This window comes from Ensifer sp. 38_S197, from assembly GCF_056924495.1.
The window spans coordinates 2,655,164-2,679,410 of sequence record NZ_JBXOVZ010000002.1 but is presented as its reverse complement, the minus strand read 5'-3'; the positions used below and the strand labels follow the sequence as shown (position 1 = coordinate 2,679,410).

21 protein-coding genes and 1 tRNA gene are annotated in these 24,247 nt (G+C 61.8%); 11 read left to right on the top strand and 11 right to left on the bottom strand.

From position 1 onward, the window contains the following. Positions 1–50 precede the first annotated feature (50 nt). From AC1Z3V_RS26065 to AC1Z3V_RS26055, 3 genes are all read left to right on the top strand, one after another. Positions 51–641, top strand: coding sequence for a hypothetical protein (locus AC1Z3V_RS26065; protein WP_483502530.1), 591 nt, complete (start codon positions 51–53; stop codon positions 639–641). A 4-nt stretch (positions 642–645) separates the two neighbouring features. Further along, a complete protein-coding gene (locus AC1Z3V_RS26060; RefSeq protein WP_483502528.1) occupies positions 646–1,350 on the top strand; it encodes an HAD family hydrolase in 705 nt (234 codons plus the stop codon). Between the two features lie 257 nt (positions 1,351–1,607). Continuing rightward, positions 1,608–1,692: transfer RNA gene (locus AC1Z3V_RS26055), tRNA-Leu, on the top strand. A gap of 84 nt (positions 1,693–1,776) precedes the next feature. Here the strand turns inward: AC1Z3V_RS26055 and AC1Z3V_RS26050 are convergent. The 3 genes from AC1Z3V_RS26050 to wrbA all read right to left on the bottom strand — a co-directional run bounded on the left by AC1Z3V_RS26050 (position 1,777) and on the right by wrbA (position 3,251). After that, positions 1,777–1,995 (bottom strand): hypothetical protein, encoded by a 219-nt coding sequence (locus tag AC1Z3V_RS26050; RefSeq protein WP_429820221.1) that lies wholly within the window; start codon positions 1,993–1,995, stop codon positions 1,777–1,779. A gap of 184 nt (positions 1,996–2,179) precedes the next feature. Continuing rightward, positions 2,180–2,422: a DUF2188 domain-containing protein gene (locus AC1Z3V_RS26045; RefSeq protein WP_429820218.1), complete on the bottom strand. Its 243-nt coding sequence runs from the start codon at positions 2,420–2,422 to the stop codon at positions 2,180–2,182. Positions 2,423–2,651: 229 nt separating this feature from the next. Beyond that, on the bottom strand, positions 2,652–3,251 hold the full coding sequence (gene wrbA / locus AC1Z3V_RS26040; RefSeq protein WP_483502526.1) for an NAD(P)H:quinone oxidoreductase: 600 nt from the start codon (positions 3,249–3,251) through the stop codon (positions 2,652–2,654). A gap of 166 nt (positions 3,252–3,417) precedes the next feature. Between wrbA and AC1Z3V_RS26035 the strand changes: the two genes are divergently transcribed. Next, positions 3,418–4,170, top strand: a complete 753-nt coding sequence (locus tag AC1Z3V_RS26035; RefSeq protein WP_483502524.1) for a competence/damage-inducible protein A — start codon at positions 3,418–3,420, stop codon at positions 4,168–4,170. Between the two features lie 232 nt (positions 4,171–4,402). Then, entirely contained in the window at positions 4,403–4,900 is a 498-nt protein-coding gene (gpt, locus tag AC1Z3V_RS26030; RefSeq protein ID WP_057255950.1) for a xanthine phosphoribosyltransferase, read from the top strand. A gap of 78 nt (positions 4,901–4,978) precedes the next feature. On the opposite strand, the gene AC1Z3V_RS26025 is transcribed toward gpt, so the two are convergent. Beyond that, positions 4,979–6,454: an NAD(P)H-hydrate dehydratase gene (locus tag AC1Z3V_RS26025; RefSeq protein ID WP_483502522.1), complete on the bottom strand. Its 1,476-nt coding sequence runs from the start codon at positions 6,452–6,454 to the stop codon at positions 4,979–4,981. Positions 6,455–6,798: 344 nt separating this feature from the next. On the opposite strand from AC1Z3V_RS26025, the gene AC1Z3V_RS26020 reads away from it, so the two are divergent. The 3 genes from AC1Z3V_RS26020 (at position 6,799) to hspQ (ending at position 9,236) form a co-directional block, all read left to right on the top strand. Next, entirely contained in the window at positions 6,799–7,137 is a 339-nt protein-coding gene (locus AC1Z3V_RS26020) for a P-II family nitrogen regulator (protein WP_003528058.1), read from the top strand. A 66-nt stretch (positions 7,138–7,203) separates the two neighbouring features. Then, positions 7,204–8,613, top strand: a complete 1,410-nt coding sequence (gene glnA / locus AC1Z3V_RS26015) for a type I glutamate--ammonia ligase (protein WP_429820209.1) — start codon at positions 7,204–7,206, stop codon at positions 8,611–8,613. Positions 8,614–8,906: 293 nt separating this feature from the next. Further along, positions 8,907–9,236 carry a heat shock protein HspQ gene (gene hspQ / locus AC1Z3V_RS26010; RefSeq protein ID WP_429820207.1) on the top strand — a complete coding sequence of 110 codons (330 nt, stop codon included), beginning with the start codon at positions 8,907–8,909 and terminating at the stop codon, positions 9,234–9,236. Between the two features lie 169 nt (positions 9,237–9,405). Here the strand turns inward: hspQ and AC1Z3V_RS26005 are convergent, their stop codons facing one another. Next, complete coding sequence (locus AC1Z3V_RS26005) at positions 9,406–10,035, bottom strand: invasion associated locus B family protein (protein WP_483502517.1); 630 nt, start codon at positions 10,033–10,035, stop codon at positions 9,406–9,408. Positions 10,036–10,342: 307 nt separating this feature from the next. Between AC1Z3V_RS26005 and AC1Z3V_RS26000 the strand changes: the two genes are divergently transcribed. Beyond that, complete coding sequence (locus AC1Z3V_RS26000; RefSeq protein ID WP_483504152.1) at positions 10,343–12,124, top strand: extracellular solute-binding protein; 1,782 nt, start codon at positions 10,343–10,345, stop codon at positions 12,122–12,124. Between the two features lie 89 nt (positions 12,125–12,213). Next, positions 12,214–12,876, top strand: a complete 663-nt coding sequence (locus tag AC1Z3V_RS25995; protein ID WP_483502515.1) for a DsbA family oxidoreductase — start codon at positions 12,214–12,216, stop codon at positions 12,874–12,876. A gap of 150 nt (positions 12,877–13,026) precedes the next feature. Here AC1Z3V_RS25995 and mfd read toward each other — a convergent pair whose 3' ends face one another. Further along, positions 13,027–16,530, bottom strand: coding sequence for a transcription-repair coupling factor (mfd, locus tag AC1Z3V_RS25990; protein ID WP_483504151.1), 3,504 nt, complete (start codon positions 16,528–16,530; stop codon positions 13,027–13,029). A 7-nt stretch (positions 16,531–16,537) separates the two neighbouring features. Next, entirely contained in the window at positions 16,538–16,843 is a 306-nt protein-coding gene (locus tag AC1Z3V_RS25985; protein ID WP_173516491.1) for an FAD assembly factor SdhE, read from the bottom strand. A 329-nt stretch (positions 16,844–17,172) separates the two neighbouring features. Between AC1Z3V_RS25985 and recG the strand changes: the two genes are divergently transcribed. Further along, entirely contained in the window at positions 17,173–19,278 is a 2,106-nt protein-coding gene (gene recG, locus AC1Z3V_RS25980) for an ATP-dependent DNA helicase RecG (RefSeq protein ID WP_483502514.1), read from the top strand. A gap of 48 nt (positions 19,279–19,326) precedes the next feature. Here recG and AC1Z3V_RS25975 read toward each other — a convergent pair whose 3' ends face one another. The 4 genes from AC1Z3V_RS25975 to glmU form a co-directional block, all read right to left on the bottom strand. Further along, complete coding sequence (locus AC1Z3V_RS25975) at positions 19,327–20,010, bottom strand: DUF502 domain-containing protein (RefSeq protein WP_483502512.1); 684 nt, start codon at positions 20,008–20,010, stop codon at positions 19,327–19,329. A 113-nt stretch (positions 20,011–20,123) separates the two neighbouring features. Beyond that, complete coding sequence (locus AC1Z3V_RS25970) at positions 20,124–20,621, bottom strand: GNAT family N-acetyltransferase (RefSeq protein ID WP_483504150.1); 498 nt, start codon at positions 20,619–20,621, stop codon at positions 20,124–20,126. Then, the gene (gene glmS / locus AC1Z3V_RS25965) at positions 20,621–22,447 is read right to left on the bottom strand and encodes a glutamine--fructose-6-phosphate transaminase (isomerizing) (RefSeq protein ID WP_483502511.1); all 1,827 of its coding nucleotides are present in this window, start codon (positions 22,445–22,447) and stop codon (positions 20,621–20,623) included. Before glmS ends, AC1Z3V_RS25970 begins: the two co-directional genes overlap by 1 nt. Positions 22,448–22,674: 227 nt before the next feature. Then, the gene (gene glmU / locus AC1Z3V_RS25960; protein ID WP_483502509.1) at positions 22,675–24,045 is read right to left on the bottom strand and encodes a bifunctional UDP-N-acetylglucosamine diphosphorylase/glucosamine-1-phosphate N-acetyltransferase GlmU; all 1,371 of its coding nucleotides are present in this window, start codon (positions 24,043–24,045) and stop codon (positions 22,675–22,677) included. Positions 24,046–24,247 lie beyond the last annotated feature (202 nt).

Sequence of the window (24,247 nt, the reverse complement as noted above, 5' to 3'; positions counted from 1 at the left end):
AATGCGGCAGATGCCGAAAGTCGGTGTCATCCGGCGATGGGGAAAACGTCATGGTGAAACATATGCTTCTTCTGGCGACGCTGACCGCCGCCACGACACTATCCGGAAATCTGATCGCACATGCCGGACCACTCGCCGATGCAGCGGCGCAGGCGGAGAAGCTTGCCGCTTCGGGTGATGCGGCAAAAGCCCGCGACCTCCTTCGCCAGGCGATCAGCGATTTTTCGCAAAAGCTACCCTTCGCGATCGGCAAGGCGATCTTCGTTTCCAAGCAGCCGACTGGCTATGCGATGTACCAGCCGAGGGACGGCTCGGTCTTCAAGGAGGGCGAGTCGCTGATCTCCTATATCGAGCCGATCGGCCTCTCCTGGAAGGATGCCGCAGAGAAAGGCAAGCTCGAGAGCCATTTCACCGTCGATTTCGACATCCTCAACCCGAAAGGCGACGTGCTCGCCGGGCAGAAGGCCTTCGGCGATTTCACCTTCACCGGTTACCTCAGAAACCAGGAAATCTATGCGACGCTGACCATCGATGTTTCCGGCGCGCCGGCGGGAGACTATGTGCTGCGCTTCCACTTCAACGACGTCAACAGCGGCAAGAGCGCCAGCGTCGACCAGCCCTTCAAGATTGCCGGACCGTAAGACCATGCCTGATGCCATAACGACCGTTGGTTTCGATGCCGACGATACCCTCTGGCAGAACGAACAGTTTTTTCGCCTGACCGAGGCTCGCTTCGCCGAACTTCTCAGTCCCCACACCGACACCGAGCATCTGTCCGAACGGCTGCTTGCCGCAGAAAAACGCAATCTCCGTCTCTACGGTTTCGGCATAAAGGGCTTTGTCCTCTCGATGGTCGAAACCGCGGTGGACGTGACGGAGGGGAAAGTGCCCTCTTCCGTCATCGCCGAAATCCTGGCAGCCGGCCGCGACATGCTCGTGCACCCGGTCGAGCCGCTCCCGCATGCCAAGGAAACACTTGACGCCCTTCATGGCCGGGTCCGGCTCGTCCTGATCACCAAGGGAGATCTCTTCGACCAGGAGCGCAAGCTTGCCGCCTCCGGCCTTGGCGACTATTTCGACGCGGTCGAAATCGTCAGCGACAAGAATGCCGGCACCTACGAGCGCATCTTCAAGCGCCATGGCGACGGCCCGCTGAAGAGCCTGATGGTCGGCAATTCGCTGAAGTCCGATATCGTCCCCGCGCTCGATGCGGGAAGCTGGGGCGTCTATGTCCCGCACGCGCTCACCTGGTCATTCGAGCACCATGACAAGCCGGAGCACCATCCGCGTTTCCGCGAGATCGAGCATCTCGGCGGACTGGCCGCGCTCGTTCGCGGTTTGGGCGACTGACCTGCCCCTTCTCATCCGCACGACTGATCTTGCGGAGAGGGACGACGACGGGGGACGACCCCGTACGGTTTCCCGAGGGATTTTAAGTCCCTTGCGCACATCCAGTCTTTCGCCAGATCGGCGCTCCGAGCCCCGCCAAATCGATGCAGGACGAAGCGGCAGACAGCGGCGTGCGGACGATTTCCAGGGAACGCGCGGGAAAAGCGAAAGCGCATCCCCTTGACGCAGCGGCGCAAGTGCTTGATCTAGGAGGTCATGCGGGCGTGGCGAAACTGGTAGACGCAAGGGACTTAAAATCCCTCGGCCTTGGCTGTACGGGTTCGACCCCCGTCGCCCGCACCAGACAGACGGCTTTCAGGATCATTGGGCGGCCGGCGTCCAACTCTCGCTCGGCAGCGACAGGTTTGCGCCGGAAAAGGTGACCGCTCAGTTGTTGTAGTAGTAGCAATCGCATTCCGCCTGGTAGGCATCGTCGTGCCATACCCGGACGGCGAGTTTCGAAGCGCATCCCTCGTCTTCCAGCCTGAGGCCGAGAAGCGAGACCGCTGCCGCCTTGGAATTGGGGGCGTCCACCTCGATTGCCGATCCGACCTGGTGGACTCCCTGCCGCGGGGTCCAGGTGAAGATCTGAACGCTGTAGTGCATCGAATATCCTCCGTGGAGAGATGGTGTGCACGCAATACTGTTGCAGAACGCTGGAGCGGAATAAGGAAGCGTGGACGTTTCCGCCCGCATCTTACTCTGATTTATTGTAATCGATCACGTTTGCGATTTTATCTCGAATCATCGTGATCCGGTGTTCGGATTGAGCCGGTTGCCTTGAAGCGAACTAACCGTCGTCTACGGTCGCCTCCGGTCGATCGCCGCCGTCAGTATGTTCGAAGTGCCAGTGACCCTGCTCGTCCTGGAAACTGATATCTTCGTCCTCGCCGCCAACCTGCTGTTCAGCGGCGGCAGCCTTGGCGGCGGCAAGCGCCATTTCGCGGCTGGGGAAGGGTTCCGAAAATGCGTCGGCAGCCTTGTAGGCCCAGCCTCCGTCATGAGGAACGATGGTGTAAGTTATCCGCGCCATACTTCCCTCCAACAGTCCGAAAGACGCTTCGGTCCTCGGGCGGGCCGTTGCCGCACGGCCCTTCTTTCCTCCTCGTCAAAGGCATGCTCATGCCGAACGCCGCGGATATTACCACAGGTACGGTGCGAATTGCCACCTTCGCGAATCACCCGTGAACGGCGCGCGGCGAATCAAAAGAGCGGCCCCTGTCGGAGCCGCCCTTGATCAAGAAATCCAATATCTTGAGCGATCAGGCCGCAAGCTTCGCGGCGATCTTGGCGACATGTGCGCCCTGGAACCGAGCGGCCTCGAGTTCGACCTCGGAAGGCTGACGCGAACCGTCGCCACCGGTGATCGTCGAGGCGCCGTAGGGCGAGCCGCCCTTGATCTCGTCGAGGCCCATCTGCCCCTGGAAGGCATAGGGAAGGCCGACGACGACCATGCCGTGGTGCATCAGGGTCGGAATGAAGCCAAGGATCGTCGACTCCTGGCCGCCGTGCTGCGTCGCCGAGGATGTGAAGACAGAGCCGACCTTGCCGACCAGCTTGCCCTTGGCCCACAGGCTGCCGGTCTGGTCGATAAAGTTGCGCATCTGCGAGGCAACCGTGCCGTAGCGCGTGCCCGCGCCGAAGACGATCGCGTCATACTGCGCAAGCTCCTCGACATTGGCGATCGGCGCTGCCTGGTCCAGCTTGTAGTACGAAGCCTTGGCAACTTCCTCCGACACGAGCTCGGGAACGCGCTTCACGTCGACCTCGGCGCCCGCCGATTTCGCGCCTTCGGCCACCGCATAGGCCATCGTTTCGACGTGTCCGTATGCGGAATAATAGAGAACAAGAACCTTGGCCATAAAATGCTCCTTTGGATTCAAGCGATCCCACTTGATCACCGCTGCCGGGAAGATTTATCAAAATGCGGCCGCTTGCCAGGAGTTGTCCGGGAAACAGACTGTTCTTGTTCGTCGAACAATGAACAGTCACTGTTAAACGATTGTCTTATATAAATAGGAATTACCGATGAGCCCAAAAATCGTCACTGCCGCGATGGTCGCCATCGGCGACGAACTTCTGTCGGGTCGCACCAAGGACAAGAACATCGGCCATCTCGCCGACATGATGACCATGGTTGGCATCGATTTGCGCGAAGTGCGTATCGTCGCCGATGACGAGGCTGCGATCGTCGAGGCCATCAACACCGTGCGCGGCCGGTACGACTACGTCTTTACGTCAGGCGGCATCGGCCCGACGCACGACGACATTACCGCCGACGCGGTGTCGCGCGCCTTCGGCGTCGAATGCGTCTACGACCCGGAGGCGATGGCCCTGCTCGCTGCAATGTACGAGCGCCGCGGCATGGAATTCACCGACGCGCGCAAGCGCATGGCACGCATGCCGCTAGGTGCACGCCATATTCCAAACCCCGTCTCCACTGCACCGGGATTCGCCATCGGCAACGTGCATGTCATGGCCGGCGTGCCGCAGGTATTCCAGGCCATGCTCGACGCCTTGTTGCCCGGCCTTCAGGTCGGTTCGCCGCTGCTCTCCCGGACCGTGCGCTCGCCTTTCGGGGAGGGCGATATCGGCAGCCCGCTGACGGAGGTGCAGAAGAACCATCCGGAGACGAGCATCGGCTCCTATCCCAAATTCGACGGCAAGAACTTCTCGACCGATATTGTCGTGCGTGCCCGCGATCCACAGGCGCTGGCTGCAGCCGAAGCCGACGTGCAGGCAATGATCCAGGCAATCACCGAAGCGCGCGCGAAGACCTGATTGCGACTGCATAATTCCTGGGATTGGATCGATCGAAGGACGAATTGTGCGGCAGCCCTGATGCGTTGCAGCGGGCTTGGCGCGTCTTAAAGGATGCGCGGCGCTGTAGAGCCTTGCGCTTTGACCGCCATTGCCGTTATTGCATGTCGGCAAATCAGGATGACGCGTTCCCGCCTGCCCGATCTGCCGGACGCTTCGCCTTTACTTCGTACAGACAAGCCGGAGCCCACCCATGTCGCTGCCCGATAAAGCCTTTCCCGTCTCCTGGGACCAGTTCCACCGCGATGCCCGCGCCCTCGCATGGCGCCTTGCCGACAACGGCCAGGAATGGCGCGCCATGGTCTGCATCACGCGCGGCGGTCTGGTTCCTGCGGCGATCATCTGCCGCGAGCTCAATATCCGCATGATCGAGACCGTCTGCATCGCGTCCTACCACGACTATGACACGCAGGGTCAGATGAAGGTGCTGAAGGGCATCGCGCCTGAAATCGCCGAAAATGGCGGCGAAGGCGTGTTGATCGTCGACGATCTGACCGACACCGGCAAGACCGCCGCGGAAGTGCGCGCCATGCTGCCGAAGGCGCATTTCGCCGCCGTCTACGCCAAGCCGAAGGGCCGGCCGATGGTTGACACCTTCGTTACCGAAGTGAGCCAGGACACCTGGATCTACTTCCCCTGGGACATGGGCTTCACCTATCAGGAGCCGATCGCCAAGGGTACGCGCGGCTAACAGCCGGGCATTCGACCCACGCGCCTCAAGCGATCCCTTCGTCGGGGGCCAGTTGCTTGAGGCGCTGCTTTGCCGGCCTCACGCCATTGGCGGTATGGTGCCAATCAATGTCTCGGCAGTCAGTCCCCGCCCGGCTTGACCACCGGCCGCACCATGTCGCCAGACGGCGGCGGCCGCTGCCTCGAAGGCCGGCATCCCCCGAGCAAGATGTGCGCCGGTGATGCCGGCGAGAACGTCTCCCGAACCGGCGGTTGCCAGCCACGGCGGCGCATTGTTGTTGATCACGGCCCGGCCGTCGGGTGCGGCGATCACCGTATCCGCTCCCTTATAGACGATGACAGCGTGGCTGACGCGCGCCGCCGCCTGCGCCTTCTCGACCTTGGAGAGGGTGTCGTCGCCGGCAATATCGGGAAATAGGCGGGCGAATTCCCCTTCATGCGGCGTCATGACCATCTGGCCGCCGGCTCTTACGAGCGCGGAGAAGAGCTCTTCGCGGTTCGCCTGGAACGATGTGATGCCGTCGGCGTCGAGCACGAACGACCGGTCGCAGAGTGCCAACACAAAGTCCCTCGCCTTCTTGCCGACGCCGAAACCGGGCCCTAGGACGAAGCTGCCCAGGCGGCGATCCTGCAGCCATTTCGTCAGGTCTCGCTTACCCTCCACTTCCCTCACCATGATGGCGGTCAACTGCGAGGCGTTGATGCCGAGCGCGGCCTTTCCGGTGGCCACCGTGACCAATCCGGCGCCGGCCGCAAGGCCGGCCGTTGCCGCCAACCGCGCGGCGCCCGTCGCTTGCCGATCCCCGGAGAAGACGACGAGATGACCACGCTTGAACTTGTGCGTCGATGGGGCGAGATCGCCATCCCAGTCTGACCAGACCACCGGCGAATTCAGACGCAACGGCCCGGCTCCGGCCAGCACGATGCGCGGCGGGATCCCAATATCGAAGACCTCGAGCGTTCCGCACAGGGATCGGCCAGGCAAAAGCCAGTGGCCCGGTTTCGGCGCCATGAAGGTTACCGTGTGGCGGGCTGCGAAAGCTGCGCCACGGATTTCACCGGTTCGTCCATCAATGCCGCTTGGCAGATCGATGGCAAGGACCGGGAGCTTGCTCGCGTTGACACGCTCGATCAGTTGAACGATCTCATCCGAAAGATCGCGCGAGAGCCCTGCCCCGAACAGCGCATCGATGATGACATCGCCGACCCGCGGTTCGAACTCCGTAAGCGACGCCACCGCTCCGTGCCATTCCGACCGCGCCCGTGCGGCATCGCCTTGAAGGGCTCCGGGGTTGCCGAGCGCAAAGACTGCGACGTCCGCGCCACTCTCCGCGAGACCGCAGGCGGCGACGTAACCATCGCCGCCGTTATTGCCCGGCCCGCAGAGCACGACGAAACGGAGAGCGTCCGGGCAGCATCGCAGCGCCGCAGCGGTCACGGCCAACCCGGCGTTGCGCATCAATGTGAAGCTGTCGATGCCGGATTGGGCGGCCGCCTGATCGATTGCCGTCATTTCCGAGGGCGTGATCAACAAGTGCTGAAGTTCGGAGCGCATGGCCCAGACTTATCCATGCCCGGCGGCGCGAAGCAAGGCCTAGCGTCGCGGCACACGATATGCCCTCTATTTATGCATCTGCACATATTTGTTGCTCAAATAACGTGCTCCACCATGTCAATGACCAAAAGCAGCGGCCAAGACCGGGCAACTTTCGATCGAAAATCATAAAAATTAGGCAGATCACCGCCTGGAATGGCATGGAAACCCAACGATCCGGGTCTCGGCAGCAGATTTTTTGTCATTCCGACAGATTTTCGCAGAAAAACTGGCATGCAACGTGCATATTCAGGGCGAGCGGGCATGATCCTGCTTTAAAGGGAGAAGCGGAGAGACATTTTCTCATGAAAAAGATCGAAGCGATCATTAAGCCCTTCAAGCTCGACGAAGTGAAGGAAGCCCTTCAGGAAGTCGGCCTGCAGGGCATTACCGTCACGGAAGCCAAGGGCTTCGGGCGACAGAAGGGCCACACGGAGCTTTATCGCGGTGCCGAATACGTGGTGGACTTCCTGCCGAAGGTAAAGGTCGAAGTCGTGCTGGCGGATGAAAACGCGGAGGCCGTCATCGAGGCGATCCGCAATGCCGCGCAGACCGGCCGCATTGGTGACGGAAAGATTTTCGTTTCCAATGTGGAAGAAGTCATCCGAATTCGCACGGGCGAAACCGGCCTCGACGCCATCTGATATCTCACGGGCCGTCCGGCCCGTTCCTTTTCAAACCTCGTCATCTCACACAGGGAATTACGGCAAATGACGACTGCAAGCGATATTCTGAAGCAAATCAAGGACAACGACGTCAAGTTCGTCGACCTGCGCTTTACCGACCCCAAGGGCAAGCTGCAGCACGTGACGATGGACGTCGTCTGCGTCGATGAAGACATGTTCGCCGACGGCGTCATGTTCGACGGCTCCTCGATTGGCGGCTGGAAGGCGATCAACGAGTCCGACATGGTGCTGATGCCCGATCCGGAAACAGCGCACATGGACCCGTTCTTCGCGCAGTCGACGATGGTCATCATCTGCGACATTCTGGATCCGGTTTCCGGCGAAGCCTACAACCGTGACCCGCGCGGCACGGCGAAGAAGGCGGAAGCCTACCTCAAGGCCTCCGGCATCGGCGACACTGTCTTCGTCGGCCCGGAAGCCGAGTTCTTCGTTTTCGACGACGTCAAGTACAAGGCGGATCCGTACAACACCGGCTTCAAGCTCGACTCCTCGGAACTGCCGTCGAACGACGACACCGACTACGAGACCGGCAACCTCGGCCACCGTCCGCGCGTCAAGGGCGGCTATTTCCCGGTTCCGCCGATCGACAGCTGCCAGGACATGCGTTCGGAAATGCTGACGGTTCTCGCCGAGATGGGCGTGACGGTCGAAAAGCATCACCACGAAGTGGCTGCCGCCCAGCATGAGCTCGGCGTCAAGTTCGACGCGCTGGTTCGCAACGCCGACAAGATGCAGATCTACAAGTACGTCGTGCACCAGGTTGCCAATGCCTACGGCAAGACCGCAACCTTCATGCCGAAGCCGATCTTCGGCGACAACGGCTCGGGCATGCACGTGCATCTGTCGATCTGGAAGGACGGCAAGCCGACCTTCGCCGGCGACGAATATGCCGGCCTGTCGGAAACCTGCCTCTATTTCATCGGCGGCATCATCAAGCATGCCAAGTCGCTGAATGCCTTCACCAACCCCTCGACGAACTCCTACAAGCGTCTCGTCCCGGGCTATGAAGCGCCGGTTCTGCTCGCCTATTCGGCCCGTAACCGTTCGGCCTCCTGCCGCATTCCGTTCGGCACCAACCCGAAGGCCAAGCGCGTCGAAGTCCGCTTCCCGGATCCGACCGCCAACCCCTACCTCGCCTTCGCAGCCATGCTGATGGCCGGCCTCGACGGCATCAAGAACAAGCTGCACCCGGGCAAGGCCATGGACAAGGACCTCTATGACCTGCCGCCGAAGGAACTGAAGAAGATCCCGACCGTCTGCGGCTCGCTGCGCGAAGCACTCGAAAGCCTCGACAAGGACCGCAAATACCTGACCGCCGGCGGCGTGTTCGACGACGACCAGATCGATTCCTTCATCGAACTGAAGATGCAGGAAGTGATGCGCTTCGAAATGACCCCGCATCCGGTCGAGTACGACATGTACTACTCGGTCTAAGACCATGCCCACCGGCGGCATCGACTTTGCTGCCGGCACGGTAAGAGCATGAAGAGCCGGTGGTTCCTAAAGCGGGGCCGCCGGCTTTTCTTTCGGCTTTCGCTTTCGTCCGTGGAGGCGCCCCTTGCGCAGGCGGCACGGTTTGCGGAATTGTGTGATATTATGGTGGCGGCAACCTTTGCGCGTCCAGCCGGGTGCACGACGCCGAAGGTCAACGCAGGGCGGAAAGGAGATCCCTATTGATGTTTTGGGTTCGCCAACCCAGATAATCTCCTGAAAGGATGTGTTGCGTCATGAAACAAAGAAACGCCAAATTCGAGATCGGACAGGTGGTTCGCCATCGGATTTTCCCGTTCCGCGGCGTCATTTTCGACGTCGATCCGGAATACGCCAACACCGAAGAGTGGTGGAACGCTATTCCGCAGGAGATCCGCCCGAGCAAGGATCAACCCTTCTACCATCTGTTCGCCGAAAACGATGACAGCGAATATGTCGCCTACGTATCCGAGCAGAACCTGGAGTTCGACGACAGCGACCGGCCGATGCGCCACGCCCAAGTCGATGCCCTGTTCGATAAGGATGGCGTCGGCCACTACAGGCCCAAGGCGACTTTCCGTCACTGAAGCATGCCACAAAGCTGCGTAGCAGTTTTGTGATGAAATACCGAAAGCTCAAAGCGCAAGGAGCGAACCGGAAAGATCGCGACACGCTTCAGGGCCTTTGCCCCGGATAAAATGAAAACGCCCGGACGCTAGGTCCGGGCGTTTCTTTTTGGGGATCGCGAGGGATCGCTCAGTTCTGCTTGGCAGCCTTCTGGGCTTCCTCGAGCTTCTTGCGGGCGTCCTCGGCCTTCTTCTGCATTTCTTCCTGCAGGAGGCGTTGACGCTCCTCGAGCTGCGACTGTTCGATCGGCTCGCCGTCGAACACACCGGTGAAGCCCGTGAGGGCCATCTTGATCGGATTCGGCGCACGCTGGAAGTTGACCGACGTGAAGACGACTTCGTTGCCCTTCTTCAGGCTTGCGATCAGCTGGTCGGAGAGCGGCGCTTCGGCAACGCACTTGTCCGGCATGCAGATGGCGTAGTCGAGCTTCACCGGCTTGCCGCCGTCGATCTGCATCTGGACACCGGTCGGGATGAGGCGTGCGGACGGTACGGAAACCTGCAGGACCTTGCGATTGACCTTGCCGCTTACGGTGATGAGGCCGACAGCGGTCACGAGCTGGCCGTTGTTGGCGGTCAGCAAGTTCTGAACGATGCAGACGTCATTGTCTTCCTGCTTGGTGCAGACCTTGAACCAGCCCTGCGGCGGCTTGCCACCCGCCTGCTGGGCGGATGCAACACCCGGTACGCCCGCAGCAGCTACAGAGAGCGCCAGCGCTGCCATACCCGAGCGTTTGGTAAATTTCGACTTGAAGATCATTGTGATTCCGTCTCCTGAAATCCGGTAACGGAACAATTCGTTCCGCAGGTGAGTATCGTCAGCCGCCGTTGTCCTGTTGGCCAAATAAGGCAAATGCATGACCCCGTTTCCGGAAACACCTGTTACATTGGCTCGCTTCGATTATCCAGTGTTTCCTGTCATTTTTTGACTTGCGACTGGGTGGAATTTGGGTGGCGGATCGGTTGGATTCATCGGTCACCGTTGGTAACGTTTAGGGAATCGGCCTGTTGATACCCCTTCACGGGAGGTGACTTTGCGTTCAATTCTTTCCGGTCTGGCACTGCTCATGACCGTCACTTCGTTCGTCAACGGCGCGGCAGCCGCTCCTGTCCATGCCATTGCCATGCACGGCGAGCCGGCGCTGCCAGCCGATTTCAAGAACTTTCCCTACGTCAATCCGAACGTGAAGAAGGGCGGGAAGATCTCTTACGGCGTCGTCGGCAGCTTCGACAGCCTCAATCCCTTCATCCTGAAAAGCATGCGCACGACGGCGCGCGGCATGTGGGACCCGGAATACGGCAACCTCGTCTACGAATCGCTGATGCAGCGCTCGCGCGACGAGGCCTTCACCATGTACGGCCTGCTCGCCGAATCGGTCGAATGGGATGACGACCGGACCTTCATCCAGTTCAATCTCAACCCCAATGCCCGCTGGGCCGACGGGCAGCCGGTCACCGCTGAAGACGTCATCTTCAGCTTCGAACTGCTGCGCGACAAGGGACGGGTTCCCTTCAGCAACCGCCTGGCCAAGGTGGCAAAGATGGAGAAGGTGGGCGATCGCAGCGTCCGCTTCACCTTCACCGAAGAAGCCGACCGCGAACTTCCACTGCTGCTCGGGCTCTCGCCGGTGCTGCCGAAGCATGCGATCGACGTTGCGACCTTCGATCAGACGAGCTTGAAACCGCCGCTCGGCTCCGGTCCCTATCGCGTCGCCGAAGTGAAGCCCGGCGAGCGCATCGTCTACAAGAGAAACCCGGACTATTGGGCGAAGGACCTGCCGTCGAAAGTCGGCCAGGACAATTACGACGAAATCTCCGTCGAGTATTTCCTCCAGGAAAATTCGCTGTTTGAGGCGTTCAAGAAGGGCGAAATCGACATCTATCCGGAAGGCAGCGCCACCAAGTGGGCACGCGGCTATGATTTCCCGGCTGTCCGTACCGGCGAGGTCGTCAAGGAAACCTTCAAGCCGAAGACGCCCTCGGGCATGCTCGGCATCGTATTCAACACCCGCAGGCCGATGTTCGACAACCTCAAGCTTCGGCAGGGCCTAGCGCTGGTGTTCGACTTCGAGTGGGTCAATAAGAACCTCTTCGACGGCGCCTATACGCGCACCCAGAGCTACTGGCAGAATTCGACGTTGAGCTTCCTCGGCGCGCCGGCCGACGACCGTGAACTCGGCCTCATCGGCGATGCGCGCGACCGGATCAATCCGGCGATTCTCGATGGCACATACCGGCTGCCGGTGACCGACGCCTCCGGTCGCGATCGCAACGTGCTGCGCGTCGCCGTTTCGCTGATGCGGGAGGCCGGCTTCCAGATAAAGGACGGCAAGATGGTGGACGCCAACGGCGTGCCGCTCGCCTTCGAGATCATGAGCCAGAATGCGGGCCAGGAAAAGATTGCGCTTGCCTACCAGCGCTTTCTCGCCCCGCTCGGTATTCAGGCTTCCGTACGCACCGTCGACGATTCGCAGTACCAGCAGCGCAGCCAATCCTTCGACTACGACGTGATCATCAAGTCCTTCCCGTCGACTTTGTCACCCGGGATCGAACAGGTCGGGCGCTGGTCCTCCCAGTCGCGGGACCGGCAGGGAAGCGACAACTTTGCCGGCGTTGCCGACAAGGATGTGGACCGTATGATCAACAATATTCTCCAGGCCCGAACGACCGAGGATTTCACGGCCGCCGTGCGTGCGCATGACCGGTTGCTGATCAACAATTTCTACCTGGTTCCGCTCTATCACCTCGACGCGCAGTGGGTGGCCAGGCACAAGCATATCGGCCGCCCCGATGTGTTGCCGCTTTACGGCTATCAACTTCCGACCTGGTGGGATCAAAACGCGCAGTAGAAGGTTGGTTCCCTTTTGGTAACGCATTGAAAGCCGGGTGAAACCGGCTTATCTCGGCGACATACCAAACAAGGAAAGGCACCCGCACCATGGAAACCGTCAGCATCGATATCGTCTCGGACGTCGTCTGCCCCTGGTGCTATCTCGGCAAGGCAAGACTCGATCAGGCGATTGCCAATGTCCCGGACGTGCTCGTCACGGTCAATTGGCGTCCCTATCAGCTCAATCCCGACCTGCCGCCCGAAGGCGTCGACCACAAGCAGCACCTGGCCGCAAAGCTCGGCGGTCAGGCAGCCGTCGATCGCGCGCATGACATGCTGCGCGAACTCGGTAACGCCGACGGCATTGCCTTCGACTTCGATGCCGTGACGATCAGCCCGAACACGCTCGATGCCCATCGGCTCGTGCGCTGGGCTGCAACCAACGGCGAACCGGCGCAATCGGCCGTCGTCGGCATGCTCTTCAAGGCCAATTTCGAAGAAGGTCGCAACGTCGGCGATCACGCCGTGCTGCTGGATATCGCCGAGAAGGCCGGTCTCGATCGGCCCGTCATCGCCGCATTGCTGAGCTCCGACGCCGACAAGGACGCCGTCAAGGAAGAGGTCGGCATGGCGCGCGAGATGGGCGTGACCGGTGTGCCCTGCTTCATTCTCGACGGACAATATGCCGTGATGGGAGCGCAAACCGTCGACGTATTGACGAACGCGCTGCGCGAAATCGCGCAAATGAAGGCGAGCGGCAAGCCCAACTGAGCAGCCCCTACTGCACGTCTCAAGTCGAGCTAGACTTAAGGAGACATCCAGCAAATCTAAAGTGCTACAGCGACCTCTGCGCGCCTGACAAGACGCGCGGCGCTGTAGTCTGACGCTGCCGCAGCTCGCGGCTGCGCGCATCCAACGTGGCTATTTCGCCAGCCCCGCGAGCTGCGTCATCACCATCGCAGCGCCTGAAAGGCGCTTCTCCGGCGTTGCCAGCTCCCTCTGGAAGAAGATGCTGTGATCCGGCCGGATCTTCGCCAGCGTGCCCTGCTTGGCGATGTGACCGACGAGTGCGGCCGGGTTCGGGAATTCCCTATTGCGGAACTGGACGACGACCCCCTTCGGCCCGGCATCGAGCTTCTCGACATTCGCTATGCGGCAGAGCGACTTGATGTAGACGATCTTCAGGAGGTGCTGGACCTCGATCGGCAGCGGCCCGAAGCGGTCGATCATCTCGGCGCCGAAGCCGTCGATTTCCTTGAGATCCGTCAGTTCGCCGAGGCGGCGATAGAGTCCAAGCCTCAGATGCAGGTCCGGCACGTAGTGTTCGGGGATCATGACCGGAGTTCCGACCGAGATCTGCGGCGACCAGCCGGTATCGTGGATTTCCTCCTCGCCCTTCAGCTCGGCGACTGCCTCCTCGAGCATCTGCTGGTAGAGTTCGAAACCGACCTCCTTGATATGGCCCGACTGCTCCTCGCCGAGCAGGTTGCCGGCGCCGCGGATATCGAGGTCGTGGCTGGCAAGCTGGAAGCCGGCCCCGAGCGTGTCGAGCGACTGCAGCACCTTCAGCCGGCGCTCGGCCGTTCCCGTCAGCGTCTTGTTGACCGGCAGGGTGAAGAGCGCGAAGGCACGCACCTTCGAGCGGCCGACGCGGCCGCGAAGCTGGTAGAGCTGGGCGAGGCCGAACATGTCGGCACGGTGCACGATCAGCGTATTGGCCGTCGGGACATCGAGACCGGATTCGACGATCGTCGTCGACAGCAGCACATCGTAACGCCCGTCGTAGAAGGCGTTCATGATGTCTTCGAGCTCGGTCGCCGGCATCTGGCCGTGGGCGACCGCCACCTTCAACTCCGGAACGTCGGATTTCAGGAAGTCATGGATCTCCGAGAGATCGCTCAAGCGCGGGCAGACATAGAAACTCTGGCCGCCGCGATAGTGCTCGCGCATCAGCGTTTCGCGGATCACCAGCGCATCGAAGGGCGAGATGAAGGTACGCACCGCCATGCGGTCGACCGGCGGCGTGGTGATCAGCGACAGTTCGCGAACACCGGTCAGGGCGAGCTGCAGCGTGCGCGGGATCGGGGTTGCCGACAGCGTCAGCACGTGCACGTCGGACTTCAGTTCCTTCAGCCGCTCCTTGTGCTTGACGCCGAAGTGCTGCTCCTCGTCGATGATCAGCAGGCCGAGATTGGCGAAATTGACCGAAGTGCCGAGCAGCGCATGGGTGCCGACGACGACGTCGGTCTTGCCATCGGCCACCTCCTTCTTCGTCAGCGCCAGTTCCTTCGATCCGACGAGACGGGATGCCTGCTGGATGCGGATCGGCAGACCGCGGAACCGTTCGGAAAAGGTCTTGAAATGCTGGCGCGCGAGCAGCGTCGTCGGCACGACGACGGCAACCTGCACGCCGTTCATCGCTGCGATGTAGGCGGCACGCAGTGCCACTTCCGTCTTGCCGAAGCCGACATCGCCGCAGACGAGACGGTCCATCGGGCGGCCGCTGCCGAGATCGTCGCGCACCGCCTCGATCGAGTTTAGCTGATCCTCGGTCTCGTCATAGGGGAAGCGGGCGGCGAACTCGTCATAGACGCCATCCTGAGCGACGAGAACCGGGGCCCGGCGCGTGTGGCGTTCGGCGGCGATGCGGATGAGACCGCCCGCCATGTCGAGCAGCCGCTTCTTGAGCTTGGCCTTGCGCGCCTGCCAGGCGACGCCACCGAGCTTGTCGAGGATTGCATCGGTCCCCTCCGCACCATAGCGCGACAGAAGCTCGATGTTTTCGACCGGTAGGAACAGCTTGGCATTGTCGGCATAGACAAGCTCGAGGCAATCGTGCGGCGCACCGACGGCCTCGATGGTGCGCAGCCCGACGAAACGGCCGATGCCGTGCTCGGCGTGCACCACATAACTGCCCTCGTCGAGGCCTGCGACTTCGGCGATGAAGTCGGCCCCGCGCTTGCGACGCTTTGAGCGCCGCACCATGCGGTCGCCCAGGATATCCTGTTCGCCGATGATCACGAGATCGCCGGTCTCGAAGCCGGCCTCGATGCTGAGCACGGTCGATCCCGCCTCACCCGGCTTCAGGCTCTTGACCTCGGCCAGCGCCTTGATCGGCTTGATGTTGCCGAGCCCATGTTCGACGAGCACCTGCAACAGGCGGTCGAGCGATCCCTCGCTCCAGCCCGAGATGACCACCTTGGCGCCCTTCGAACGGCGCTCGGCAATGTACTTGACCGCCTGGTCGAAGACGTTGACGCGCTCGCCATCGGTCTCGCCCTCGCCCGCCGACTTCGCCCAGCGCATGCCTTGCCGCGCGTCGACCGATATCACCTGTCGGGCTTCGCCTTCATGCTCGTTGAACGGCGACAGACGAATGGCGTCGCGCGAGGCGAGCGCAGCGTTGAAGCCCTGCGAATTCAGATAGAGCAGTTCCGGCGGAACCGGCTTATAGGGCGTGCCCTGGGTGGCTTGTGCCTTGCCCGGAGAGGCCGATGCCAGACGGGCATCGTAATAATCGAGAATGAGCTTCGAGCGTTCGGCGGCGGCTTCGCGCGCCAGATGATCGGTGACGATGCGGAAACCGTCGAGATATTCGAAGACCGTCTCCAGCCTGTCGTAGAAAAGCGGCAGCCAGTGCTCCATGCCGGCGTAGCGCCGCCCTTCGGAGACCGCCTGATAGAGTGCATCGTCGCGGGTCGTCGCACCGAAGAGCGAAAGATACTGCTTGCGGAAGTGGCTGATCGTCTCCGGCGTCAGCGACACCTCGCTCATCGGGTTGAGATCGAGGGAGCGGACCTGGCCGATCGTGCGCTGGCTTGCGGGATCGAAGGAGCGGATGGTCTCGAGCGTGTCGCCGAAGAAATCGAGACGCAGCGGCTCGCCGCTGCCGGGCACGAAAACATCGAGAATGCCGCCGCGCACCGCGTATTCGCCGACTTCGCGCACCGTCGCGACCCGCTCGAAACCGTTGCGCTCGAGGCGAGTGGCGATGTCATCCATGCGCACCTGATTGCCCGGGCGGGCCGAAAACGCCAGGCTCTCGATCACATCCTGCGGCGAGATCTTCTGCAGGGCGGCATTGACCGTCACCAGCACGATCGCCGCATGCGGCTTCTTCTTGTGCGCAATCAGGGCGCTGAGTGCCGCCAGACGCCGTGCCGACGTGTCGGCACTCGGCGACACGCGGTCATAGGGAAGGCAGTCCCAGCCCGGCAGCGTCAAGACCGGAATATCGGGCGCCACGAAGCCGAGAACCTGCTCGAGATCCGCGATCCGCTGGCCGTCAGACATAATATAGGCGACCGGCTGGCCTGCCCGCGCAAGTTCGGCCAGAACCAGTGCCTCGGCACCGGCGGGAACCGGGCCGATCGTGATCTCCCGCTGCGCTTCGACGATCTTCTTCGGATCAAGGCCAACCAGCATCATCGGTCTATTTCATTCCTTCGGGAAGCTTATCGAAATCGGGACGATAGGCGGCAATGCGTTCGAACATCGGCGTCTGATAGCGAACGGGCACAGGCTGTTCACCGGTGATCCACCTGACGAGATCATTGTCCTCTTCGCGCATGATCGTCTCGAGTTCATCGAGCTCCACCTCGGAAAGCGCCGAAAGCTCAGCCTCTGCAAACTGCCCAAGGATCAGATCCATCTCGCGAATGCCGCGATGCCAGGCGCGGAACAGGATCCGCCGTCGCCGCGGATCGAGATCGGCGCTGGTGCGTGAGATGCCAGTCATGGAAATTCCTTCCTGCCGCCCGCTACCGCGCCGCGCGCCTTCCAGGGCGCACGAAAGTCGCTGTAGCGCTTGAGATTGCTGCATGTTCTTGCCCCTGATCCCGGCTGGGTTCAGCGAGAAAGAAGACATGCAGGAGAACGCCGCGCATTCGGACGAACACGCGAAACACGCTCCAGCGCTTTGATTCCAGAGCACCTTGTCGCCTTCAGTGATACCACTTGAAAGCGGGACGCTCCAGGCTACGGTTTGTCGTCACTGGGCTCTATAAACTCTGAATAGGTGATTGTCAGCCTTGCCAAAGCCCGATTTATCATCGCAATTTCATCGCCATGCGCCCCGCCCTGCTCGATCCGCTCTTCTCACCGCTCGACACGCTTCCAGGCATCGGCCCGAAGATCGGCGAGCTCTATGCCAAGCTGCTCGGTCGTGAAACGATCGAGGATTGCCGTGTCGTCGATCTTGTCTTCCACGCGCCGCATTCGCTGATCGACCGCCGGCAGCAGCCGGGCATTGCCCATGCGCCGCAAGGGGTCATCGTCACCATTACCGGCCGGGTCGACCGCCATCAGCCGCCGCCGCGCGGCAAACCCAACCTACCCTATCGCGTCTTCCTGCATGACGAGACCGGCGAACTGGCGCTCACCTATTTTCGGGTCAAGGGCAATTGGCTGGAAAAATCGCTGCCGGTGGATGAGACGGTTATCGTCAGCGGCAAGGTCGACTGGTTCAACGGACGGCCTTCCATGGTGCATCCGGACTACGCGGTTCGGGCAAGCGAGGCGGAAAACCTGCCGCTGGTGGAGCCGGTATATGGCCTGACCGCCGGGCTTTCGCCGCGGATATTGCGCAAGTCGATCGAGGCGGCCGTTGCCCGCGTGCCGGAAATGCCGGAATGGGTGGATGATGCGCTGCTCACCAGGCAGGGTTTCGCCAGTGCGGCCGAGAGTTTCCGGGCGCTGCATGATCCACGGGATGCAACGGATATCGATCCACAGGCACGCGCGCGCCGCCGGCTTGCCTATGACGAATTTCTCGCTGGACAGTTGTCGCTCGCGCTCGTCCGCCAGCGCCTTCGCAAGATCGCGGGTACGCCGGTCCACGCCACCGGCGCGCTCTCCCGGCCCGTCATTAATTCGCTTCCGTTTTCGCTGACGGCGAGCCAATCCACGGCCATTGCCGACATCCTCAAGGACATGGCCGGGACCGAGCGCATGCTGCGGCTGCTGCAGGGCGACGTCGGCTCCGGCAAGACGATGGTGGCGTTGATGGCGATGCTGGCCGCGGTCGAATCCGGCGGCCAGGCCGTGCTGATGGCGCCGACCGAAATTCTGGCGCGGCAGCATCATGCGACCCTTGCGCGGATGGCCGCGCCGGCCGGCATCACCATTGACGTCCTGACCGGCCGCACCAAGGGCAAGGAACGCGATGCCATCTTGAACCGTATCGCGTCCGGCGAGACGCGGATGGTGATCGGCACGCACACGCTCTTCCAGGATACGGTGAACTACAAGGAACTGACGCTGGCGGTGGTGGACGAGCAGCACCGCTTCGGCGTTCATCAGCGCCTGCGCCTGACTGCCAAGGGGATCTCTCCGCATATGCTCGTGATGACGGCGACGCCGATCCCGCGGACGCTGGTGCTCGCAGCCTTCGGCGACATGGATGTCTCGAAGCTGACGGAGAAGCCTGCCGGGCGTAAGCCGATCCAGACCGTGACGATCCCGACCGAGCGTACCGGCGATATCGTCGATCGTCTGGACGCAGCCCTTCGCGAGGGCAAGAAGGCCTACTGGATCTGTCCGCTCGTCGAGGAGTCGGAAGCCGTCGACGTCATGTCTGCCGAAGAACGATATGAAGGCCTCGCGAAGCGCTTTGGCAACAATGTCGGTCTCGTACATGGCCGCATGAATGGCGCCGAGAAGGACGCCGTCATGCTCGCCTTCAAGAATGGCGAGATCCGGTTGCTGGTCGCCACCACCGTCGTCGAGGTCGGCGTCGACGTGCCCGATGCGACGATCATGGTGATCGAACATGCGGAACGTTTCGGCCTTGCCCAGCTTCATCAGTTGCGCGGCCGCGTCGGGCGCGGCGACGAGGCTTCGACCTGCATCCTGCTCTACAAGGGTCCGCTCAGTGAGAATGGCCGATCACGGCTCTCGATCCTGCGTGACAGCGAAGACGGCTTCCTGATTGCGGAGGAGGACCTGAAGCTGCGTGGTGAAGGCGAGTTGCTCGGCACGCGCCAGTCGGGCACGCCGGGCTTCCGCATCGCCAGCCTGGAAGCCCATGGCGATCTCCTGGAAATCGCCCGCAAGGACGCCGCCTATGTGATCGAGCGCGATCCGGACCTTACGTCGGAACGCGGCGAAGCGCTGCGGACACTGCTCTATCTCTACCGGCGCGACGAGGCGATCCGCTTCCTGCGCGCCGGCTAGATGCTAACCGGGGTGTGACCCGGTTTCGACCGGATGGACACCTGGTCGTCAGGCAGTCTTCTGCTGGCCGATCTTCAACGGCGCATTGGTAAGCGGCTTGTGGTCAGGCACCACAAGGCCACCGGAGATCAACAGCTTGGCGGCATCCTCCGCACTCATGTCGAGCGGAATGATCTTGTCGCGCGGTACGAACAGCAGGAAGCCAGCCGTTGGGATGGGAGTCGGCGGCAGAAACACCGTAACCATGTCCATGCCGCGGTCGTCGAACTTGGCGGCGATTTCCCCTTTGACATCCGTTGCGATGAAGACAAGCGCCCAGAGGCCCGGGCTCGGATATTCGATGAGCCCTGCCTTTTTGAAGGAGGACGACTGCTCCTGAAGCACCGTCTGGAAGATCTGCTTGGTCGACTTGTAGATCGTGCGCACCAGGGGCGTGCGGTTGACCAGGGACTCGCCGAAATTCACGATCGACCGGCCAACGAGGTTTGCGGTCAGGAAGCCGACGAGCGTGATCACAACGATGGCAACGAGCAGTCCGAAGCCGGGGATGGCAACGGGAGAATAGGTGTCCGGATTATAGAAATTCGGCAGATACGGTTTCACCCACCCATCCGCCCATTCGATGAAGGAGCGGACGAGCCAGGCCGTGATCGCTATCGGTGCACAAATGATCAGACCAGTCAGGAAATAGTTTCGTAACCGGGTTGCGATGAAGCTCTTCTTCGTCGTCATGCGTCTTTCGCCTTAGATCACGCTTATGATTTCGGGTCGGATCGACCGAAAATCATAAACCTGATCGCTTCTCCAGTTAGCGCGGGATTCGGGCGGAAGACCCCGCTCCAGCCTCACGCGACCCCGAAGGCCGGATGATAGGCGACAGTGCCCGCCGCCATCGCGCCGGAGAGTGCCACCGCCATGAAATATTGCGGCGCACAACCGGGGAATACAAGAGCCGATTCGTTGCGGAAACCGAACTTTTGATAATAGGCGGGATCGCCGACGACGACGCAGCCGGCAGCCCCTTCCGCCCGCAGCCATTCAAGACCCTCGAGGATTAACTGCCGACCGATACCCTGCGCCTGAATCTCCGGCTTGACCGAGACCGGCCCAAGCCCGAACCAGCCGGATTCTGCCGGCGTCAGAGTGACGGGCGAAAAAGCGATGTGCCCGACAACCTCATCGTTCATCTCGGCAACCAGCGAGACGCTGAGCGCACCGGCTTCGCGCAGGCGTTCGATGATGAGGGGCTCGCTCTGATCACTGTGCGGATGCCCTTCGAACGCGGCGACGGTCACGTCGCGGATCGCCTTCTCATCTCCTTGACGCTCATGCCGGACATAGATCATTCGACGGTCACCGATTTGGCGAGGTTGCGGGGCTGGTCGACGTCGGTGCCCATGAACACCGCCGTGTGATAGGCAAGAAGCTGGATCGGCAGCGAGAAGATCATCGGTGCGATGACCTCATCGACGTCAGGCAGCACAAGCGTCGCCATGGTTTCGAGCTTCGAGGCGGCAGCCCCCTTCTCGTCGGTGATCAGGATGATCCGGCCGCCGCGGGCGGCCACTTCCTGCATGTTGGAAACCGTCTTCTCATAGAAGCGGTCATGCGGCGCGATGACGATAACCGGCATGTTCTCGTCGATCAGCGCGATCGGCCCATGCTTCAGCTCGCCGGCGGCATAGCCTTCGGCGTGAATATAGGAGATTTCCTTGAGCTTCAGCGCACCTTCCATCGCCAGCGGGAAGCTGGTGCCGCGGCCGAGATAGAGCACGTCGTCGTACTTGGCGAGCTGGTGCGACAGTTGCTCGATCTTCGGCTGGATGGCGTTCAGCACCTGGCCCATGATGCGCGGCATCTCGGCGAGGCAGCGAACCAGCGTCTGCTCCTCCTCTGTGCTGACCATGCCGCGGGCGCGGCCGGCGCCGATCGCCAGCGACGCCAGCACCGCGAGTTGGCAGGTGAAGGCCTTGGTCGAGGCGACGCCGATCTCCGGACCGGCAAGGATCGGGAACACCGCATCGGATTCGCGCGCAATGGTCGATTCGCGCGCATTGACGACGGCGCCGATCTTCAGGCCGAGCTCCTTGCAGTAGCGCAACGAGGCGAGCGTGTCGGCGGTTTCGCCCGACTGCGAGATGAACAGTGCCGCCGACTGCGCCGACAGCGGGATTTCGCGATAGCGGAACTCGGAAGCGACGTCGATTTCCACCGGCAGGCGGGCATAGCGCTCGAACCAGTATTTGCCGACCAAACCAGCGAGATAGGCCGTGCCGCAGGCGGAGATCGCCAGACTCGGAACCTTGGCAAAATCGATCGTGCCGGCGAGCGGCTTGATGCGGTTGCCGGCGAAGTCGATGTAGTGGCTCAGCGCGTGCGCGATCACCTCCGGCTGCTCATAGATCTCCTTCTCCATGAAGTGCCGGTGGTTGCCCTTGTCGATCATATAGGCGGCAGCCGACGAGACTTGGCGCGGTCGATCGACGGCATTGCCGGCGAGATCGAAGATGTGCACGCCGTTCGCACCGATCACCGCCCAGTCGCCGTCGATCAGATAGGTGATCTCATTGGTGAAGGGCGCAAGCGCGATCGCGTCGGAGCCGAGGAACGTTTCGCCCCTGCCGTGGCCGATCGCCAGCGGCGGGCCATTGCGCGCCGCCATGATCGTCGACGGGTCGTCTTGATAGAGCACGGCGAGCGCATAGGCGCCGGTGACCCGCTTCAGCATCGCATGCATCGCCTCGCGCCGGCCAAGGCCTTCGCGGCGGAACTTGGAGAGCAGATGCGCCACGACCTCGGTGTCGGTGTCGGTCTCGAACCTGGCGCCATCGGCGATCAGTTCGTCCTTCAATTCGGCAAAGTTCTCGATGATGCCGTTATGGACGACGGCGACGCCGTCGGTGAAGTGCGGATGGGCATTGCGCTCGGTCGGCGCACCATGGGTCGCCCAGCGCGTGTGCGCAATGCCGATCGTGCCGGCGAGCGGCTGTTCGCGAAGCCGGATCTCGAGATTGACGAGCTTGCCCTCGGCGCGCCGGCGCTCCAGCGTTCCGCCATTGATGGTCGCCACACCGGCGGAATCATAGCCGCGGTATTCGAGGCGCTTCAGCGCATCGACCAGTCGCTCCGATACCGGCTGGTTGCCAACGATGCCCACAATACCGCACATAGTCGTCTCCGATTTGTCCCCGCGCCCGTCGCGGCGCCTCAGTCAATGAGGGCAGATGTCCCGCCCGACGCGCTGCCTTGGTAAAGCATTTGCCGGGTGAGGCAATCCGCCCCGATTTCACTTTCGGTTTCAGTATTTAACGCTCCGCATGTTTCCCTGAATCACAGCCGATTCAAGCAAGCTGCAGCGGACCTTTACGCGTCTGATGGGGCCACGGCGTCGTCGGCTTAGCCGGCGGCTTTTGCGGCCTTCTTGGCTGCCTTCACCGCCTGGTAGCGCTCGCGCAGCAGTCGCGCCCGACCCGGCTTGATCTCCTGGCGCGCGCGGCCGAAGGCGACGGCGTCGGCCGGCACGTCCTCGGTAATCACGCTGCCCGAGGCAACCAACGCTCCCTCTCCGATCGTCACCGGCGCGACCAGCGACGAATTCGACCCGATGAAGGCATTTTCGCCGATTCGGGTCTCGTGTTTGTTCACGCCATCATAGTTGCAGGTGATCGTACCGGCACCGATGTTCGAACCGGCGCCGACGAAGGCGTCGCCGATATAGGTCAGGTGGTTGACCTTGGCGCCTGCGCCGATCTCCGCCTTCTTGACCTCGCAGAAGTTGCCGACCTTCGACTTTTCGCCGAGATCGGCGCCCGGGCGCAGCCGGGCAAAGGGACCGACCGTCGCCCCGGCCCGGACCGTTGCGCCCTCGACATGCGAGAAAGCGTGGATGACGGCACCGCTCTCGACGCGCACGCCGGGGCCGAAGACGACGTTCGGCTCGATCAGCACATCCTGCTCGAGCACCGTATCCCAGGCGAGAAACACCGTTTCCGGCGCGATCATCGACACGCCCGACAACATGAGTTCGTGGCGGCGGCGCTGCTGCCAGAGCCGTTCGATAAAGGCGAGCTCGGCGCGCGTGTTGCAGCCGGTCAACTCCTCTTCCGGCGCCTCGACGGCAATCGCCCGTCCACCGATCTCGCGGACGATCTCCACGAGGTCCGTCAGGTAATATTCGCCCTTGACGTTGGCGTTGCCGATGCGGCCGAGAAGATCGAGCGCCTTGCGACCGTCGATCGCCATCAGTCCGCCGTTGCAATAGGTGATGCGGCGCTCTTCTTCGGTCGCATCCTTGTGCTCGCGGATGGCAAGCAACACACCGTCCTTGACGATCAGGCGTCCATAACCACTCGGATCGGCGGCCTCGAAGCCGATAACCACCACGTCGTTGCCGGCGGCAAGACCGTCGCGCGCGGCCTTCAGCGGTTCCGGCGTGATCAGCGGCGTATCGCCGAAGACGACGAGAACGTCGTCATAACCTTTTGCCAGCGCTTCACGGGCAGCCAGCACCGCGTGGCCGGTCCCCAGCCGCTCCATCTGCAGATAGGAAGAGACCGATACGCCGCCGATATCGGCAGCCGCCGAAACCGAATCTGCGTCGCGGCCGACCACCAGGGCGATATCGGAGATCGAGGCACTCGCCAGCGCCTGAACGACATGGGCGATCATCGGCCGGCCAGCGACGGGATGCAGCACCTTCGACATGGACGATTTCATCCGCGTGCTTTCACCCGCAGCCAGAATGATGGCCAGGCACGTCCGTTCCATACAATGCTCTCCTTGGTCTTTCCGAGGCTGATGCCTCCCGCACAATTTCTTAAATCGAAACCGGCTCAAGTACAAAATCACGCACGATTCGGCGCTGTGGTACCGTCAAGATATTGCGAGAAGCATAATTCTCGCAATCACGTCGCATTAACCGGCTTAAAACCGGATGATGGCATAAGAAGGCGCGGAGCGTGTACCAGCA

What these genes read in the sequence shown, in the direction of transcription:
- wrbA (WP_483502526.1), bottom strand. Translation starts at nt 3,251, where the DNA reads ATGGCCAAGGTTCTTGTTCTCTATTATTCCGCATACGGACACGTCGAA.
- AC1Z3V_RS26035 (WP_483502524.1), top strand. Translation starts at nt 3,418, where the DNA reads ATGAGCCCAAAAATCGTCACTGCCGCGATGGTCGCCATCGGCGACGAA.
- AC1Z3V_RS26045 (WP_429820218.1), bottom strand. Translation starts at nt 2,422, where the DNA reads ATGGCGCGGATAACTTACACCATCGTTCCTCATGACGGAGGCTGGGCC.
- glmS (WP_483502511.1), bottom strand. Translation starts at nt 22,447, where the DNA reads ATGTGCGGTATTGTGGGCATCGTTGGCAACCAGCCGGTATCGGAGCGA.
- AC1Z3V_RS26000 (WP_483504152.1), top strand. Translation starts at nt 10,343, where the DNA reads ATGACCGTCACTTCGTTCGTCAACGGCGCGGCAGCCGCTCCTGTCCAT.
- gpt (WP_057255950.1), top strand. Translation starts at nt 4,403, where the DNA reads ATGTCGCTGCCCGATAAAGCCTTTCCCGTCTCCTGGGACCAGTTCCAC.
- glmU (WP_483502509.1), bottom strand. Translation starts at nt 24,045, where the DNA reads ATGGAACGGACGTGCCTGGCCATCATTCTGGCTGCGGGTGAAAGCACG.
- AC1Z3V_RS26025 (WP_483502522.1), bottom strand. Translation starts at nt 6,454, where the DNA reads ATGCGCTCCGAACTTCAGCACTTGTTGATCACGCCCTCGGAAATGACG.
- AC1Z3V_RS25975 (WP_483502512.1), bottom strand. Translation starts at nt 20,010, where the DNA reads ATGACGACGAAGAAGAGCTTCATCGCAACCCGGTTACGAAACTATTTC.
- hspQ (WP_429820207.1), top strand. Translation starts at nt 8,907, where the DNA reads ATGAAACAAAGAAACGCCAAATTCGAGATCGGACAGGTGGTTCGCCAT.
- AC1Z3V_RS25995 (WP_483502515.1), top strand. Translation starts at nt 12,214, where the DNA reads ATGGAAACCGTCAGCATCGATATCGTCTCGGACGTCGTCTGCCCCTGG.
- glnA (WP_429820209.1), top strand. Translation starts at nt 7,204, where the DNA reads ATGACGACTGCAAGCGATATTCTGAAGCAAATCAAGGACAACGACGTC.
- recG (WP_483502514.1), top strand. Translation starts at nt 17,173, where the DNA reads ATGCGCCCCGCCCTGCTCGATCCGCTCTTCTCACCGCTCGACACGCTT.
- AC1Z3V_RS26060 (WP_483502528.1), top strand. Translation starts at nt 646, where the DNA reads ATGCCTGATGCCATAACGACCGTTGGTTTCGATGCCGACGATACCCTC.
- AC1Z3V_RS26005 (WP_483502517.1), bottom strand. Translation starts at nt 10,035, where the DNA reads ATGATCTTCAAGTCGAAATTTACCAAACGCTCGGGTATGGCAGCGCTG.
- AC1Z3V_RS26050 (WP_429820221.1), bottom strand. Translation starts at nt 1,995, where the DNA reads ATGCACTACAGCGTTCAGATCTTCACCTGGACCCCGCGGCAGGGAGTC.
- AC1Z3V_RS26020 (WP_003528058.1), top strand. Translation starts at nt 6,799, where the DNA reads ATGAAAAAGATCGAAGCGATCATTAAGCCCTTCAAGCTCGACGAAGTG.
- AC1Z3V_RS25985 (WP_173516491.1), bottom strand. Translation starts at nt 16,843, where the DNA reads ATGACTGGCATCTCACGCACCAGCGCCGATCTCGATCCGCGGCGACGG.
- AC1Z3V_RS26065 (WP_483502530.1), top strand. Translation starts at nt 51, where the DNA reads ATGGTGAAACATATGCTTCTTCTGGCGACGCTGACCGCCGCCACGACA.
- mfd (WP_483504151.1), bottom strand. Translation starts at nt 16,530, where the DNA reads ATGCTGGTTGGCCTTGATCCGAAGAAGATCGTCGAAGCGCAGCGGGAG.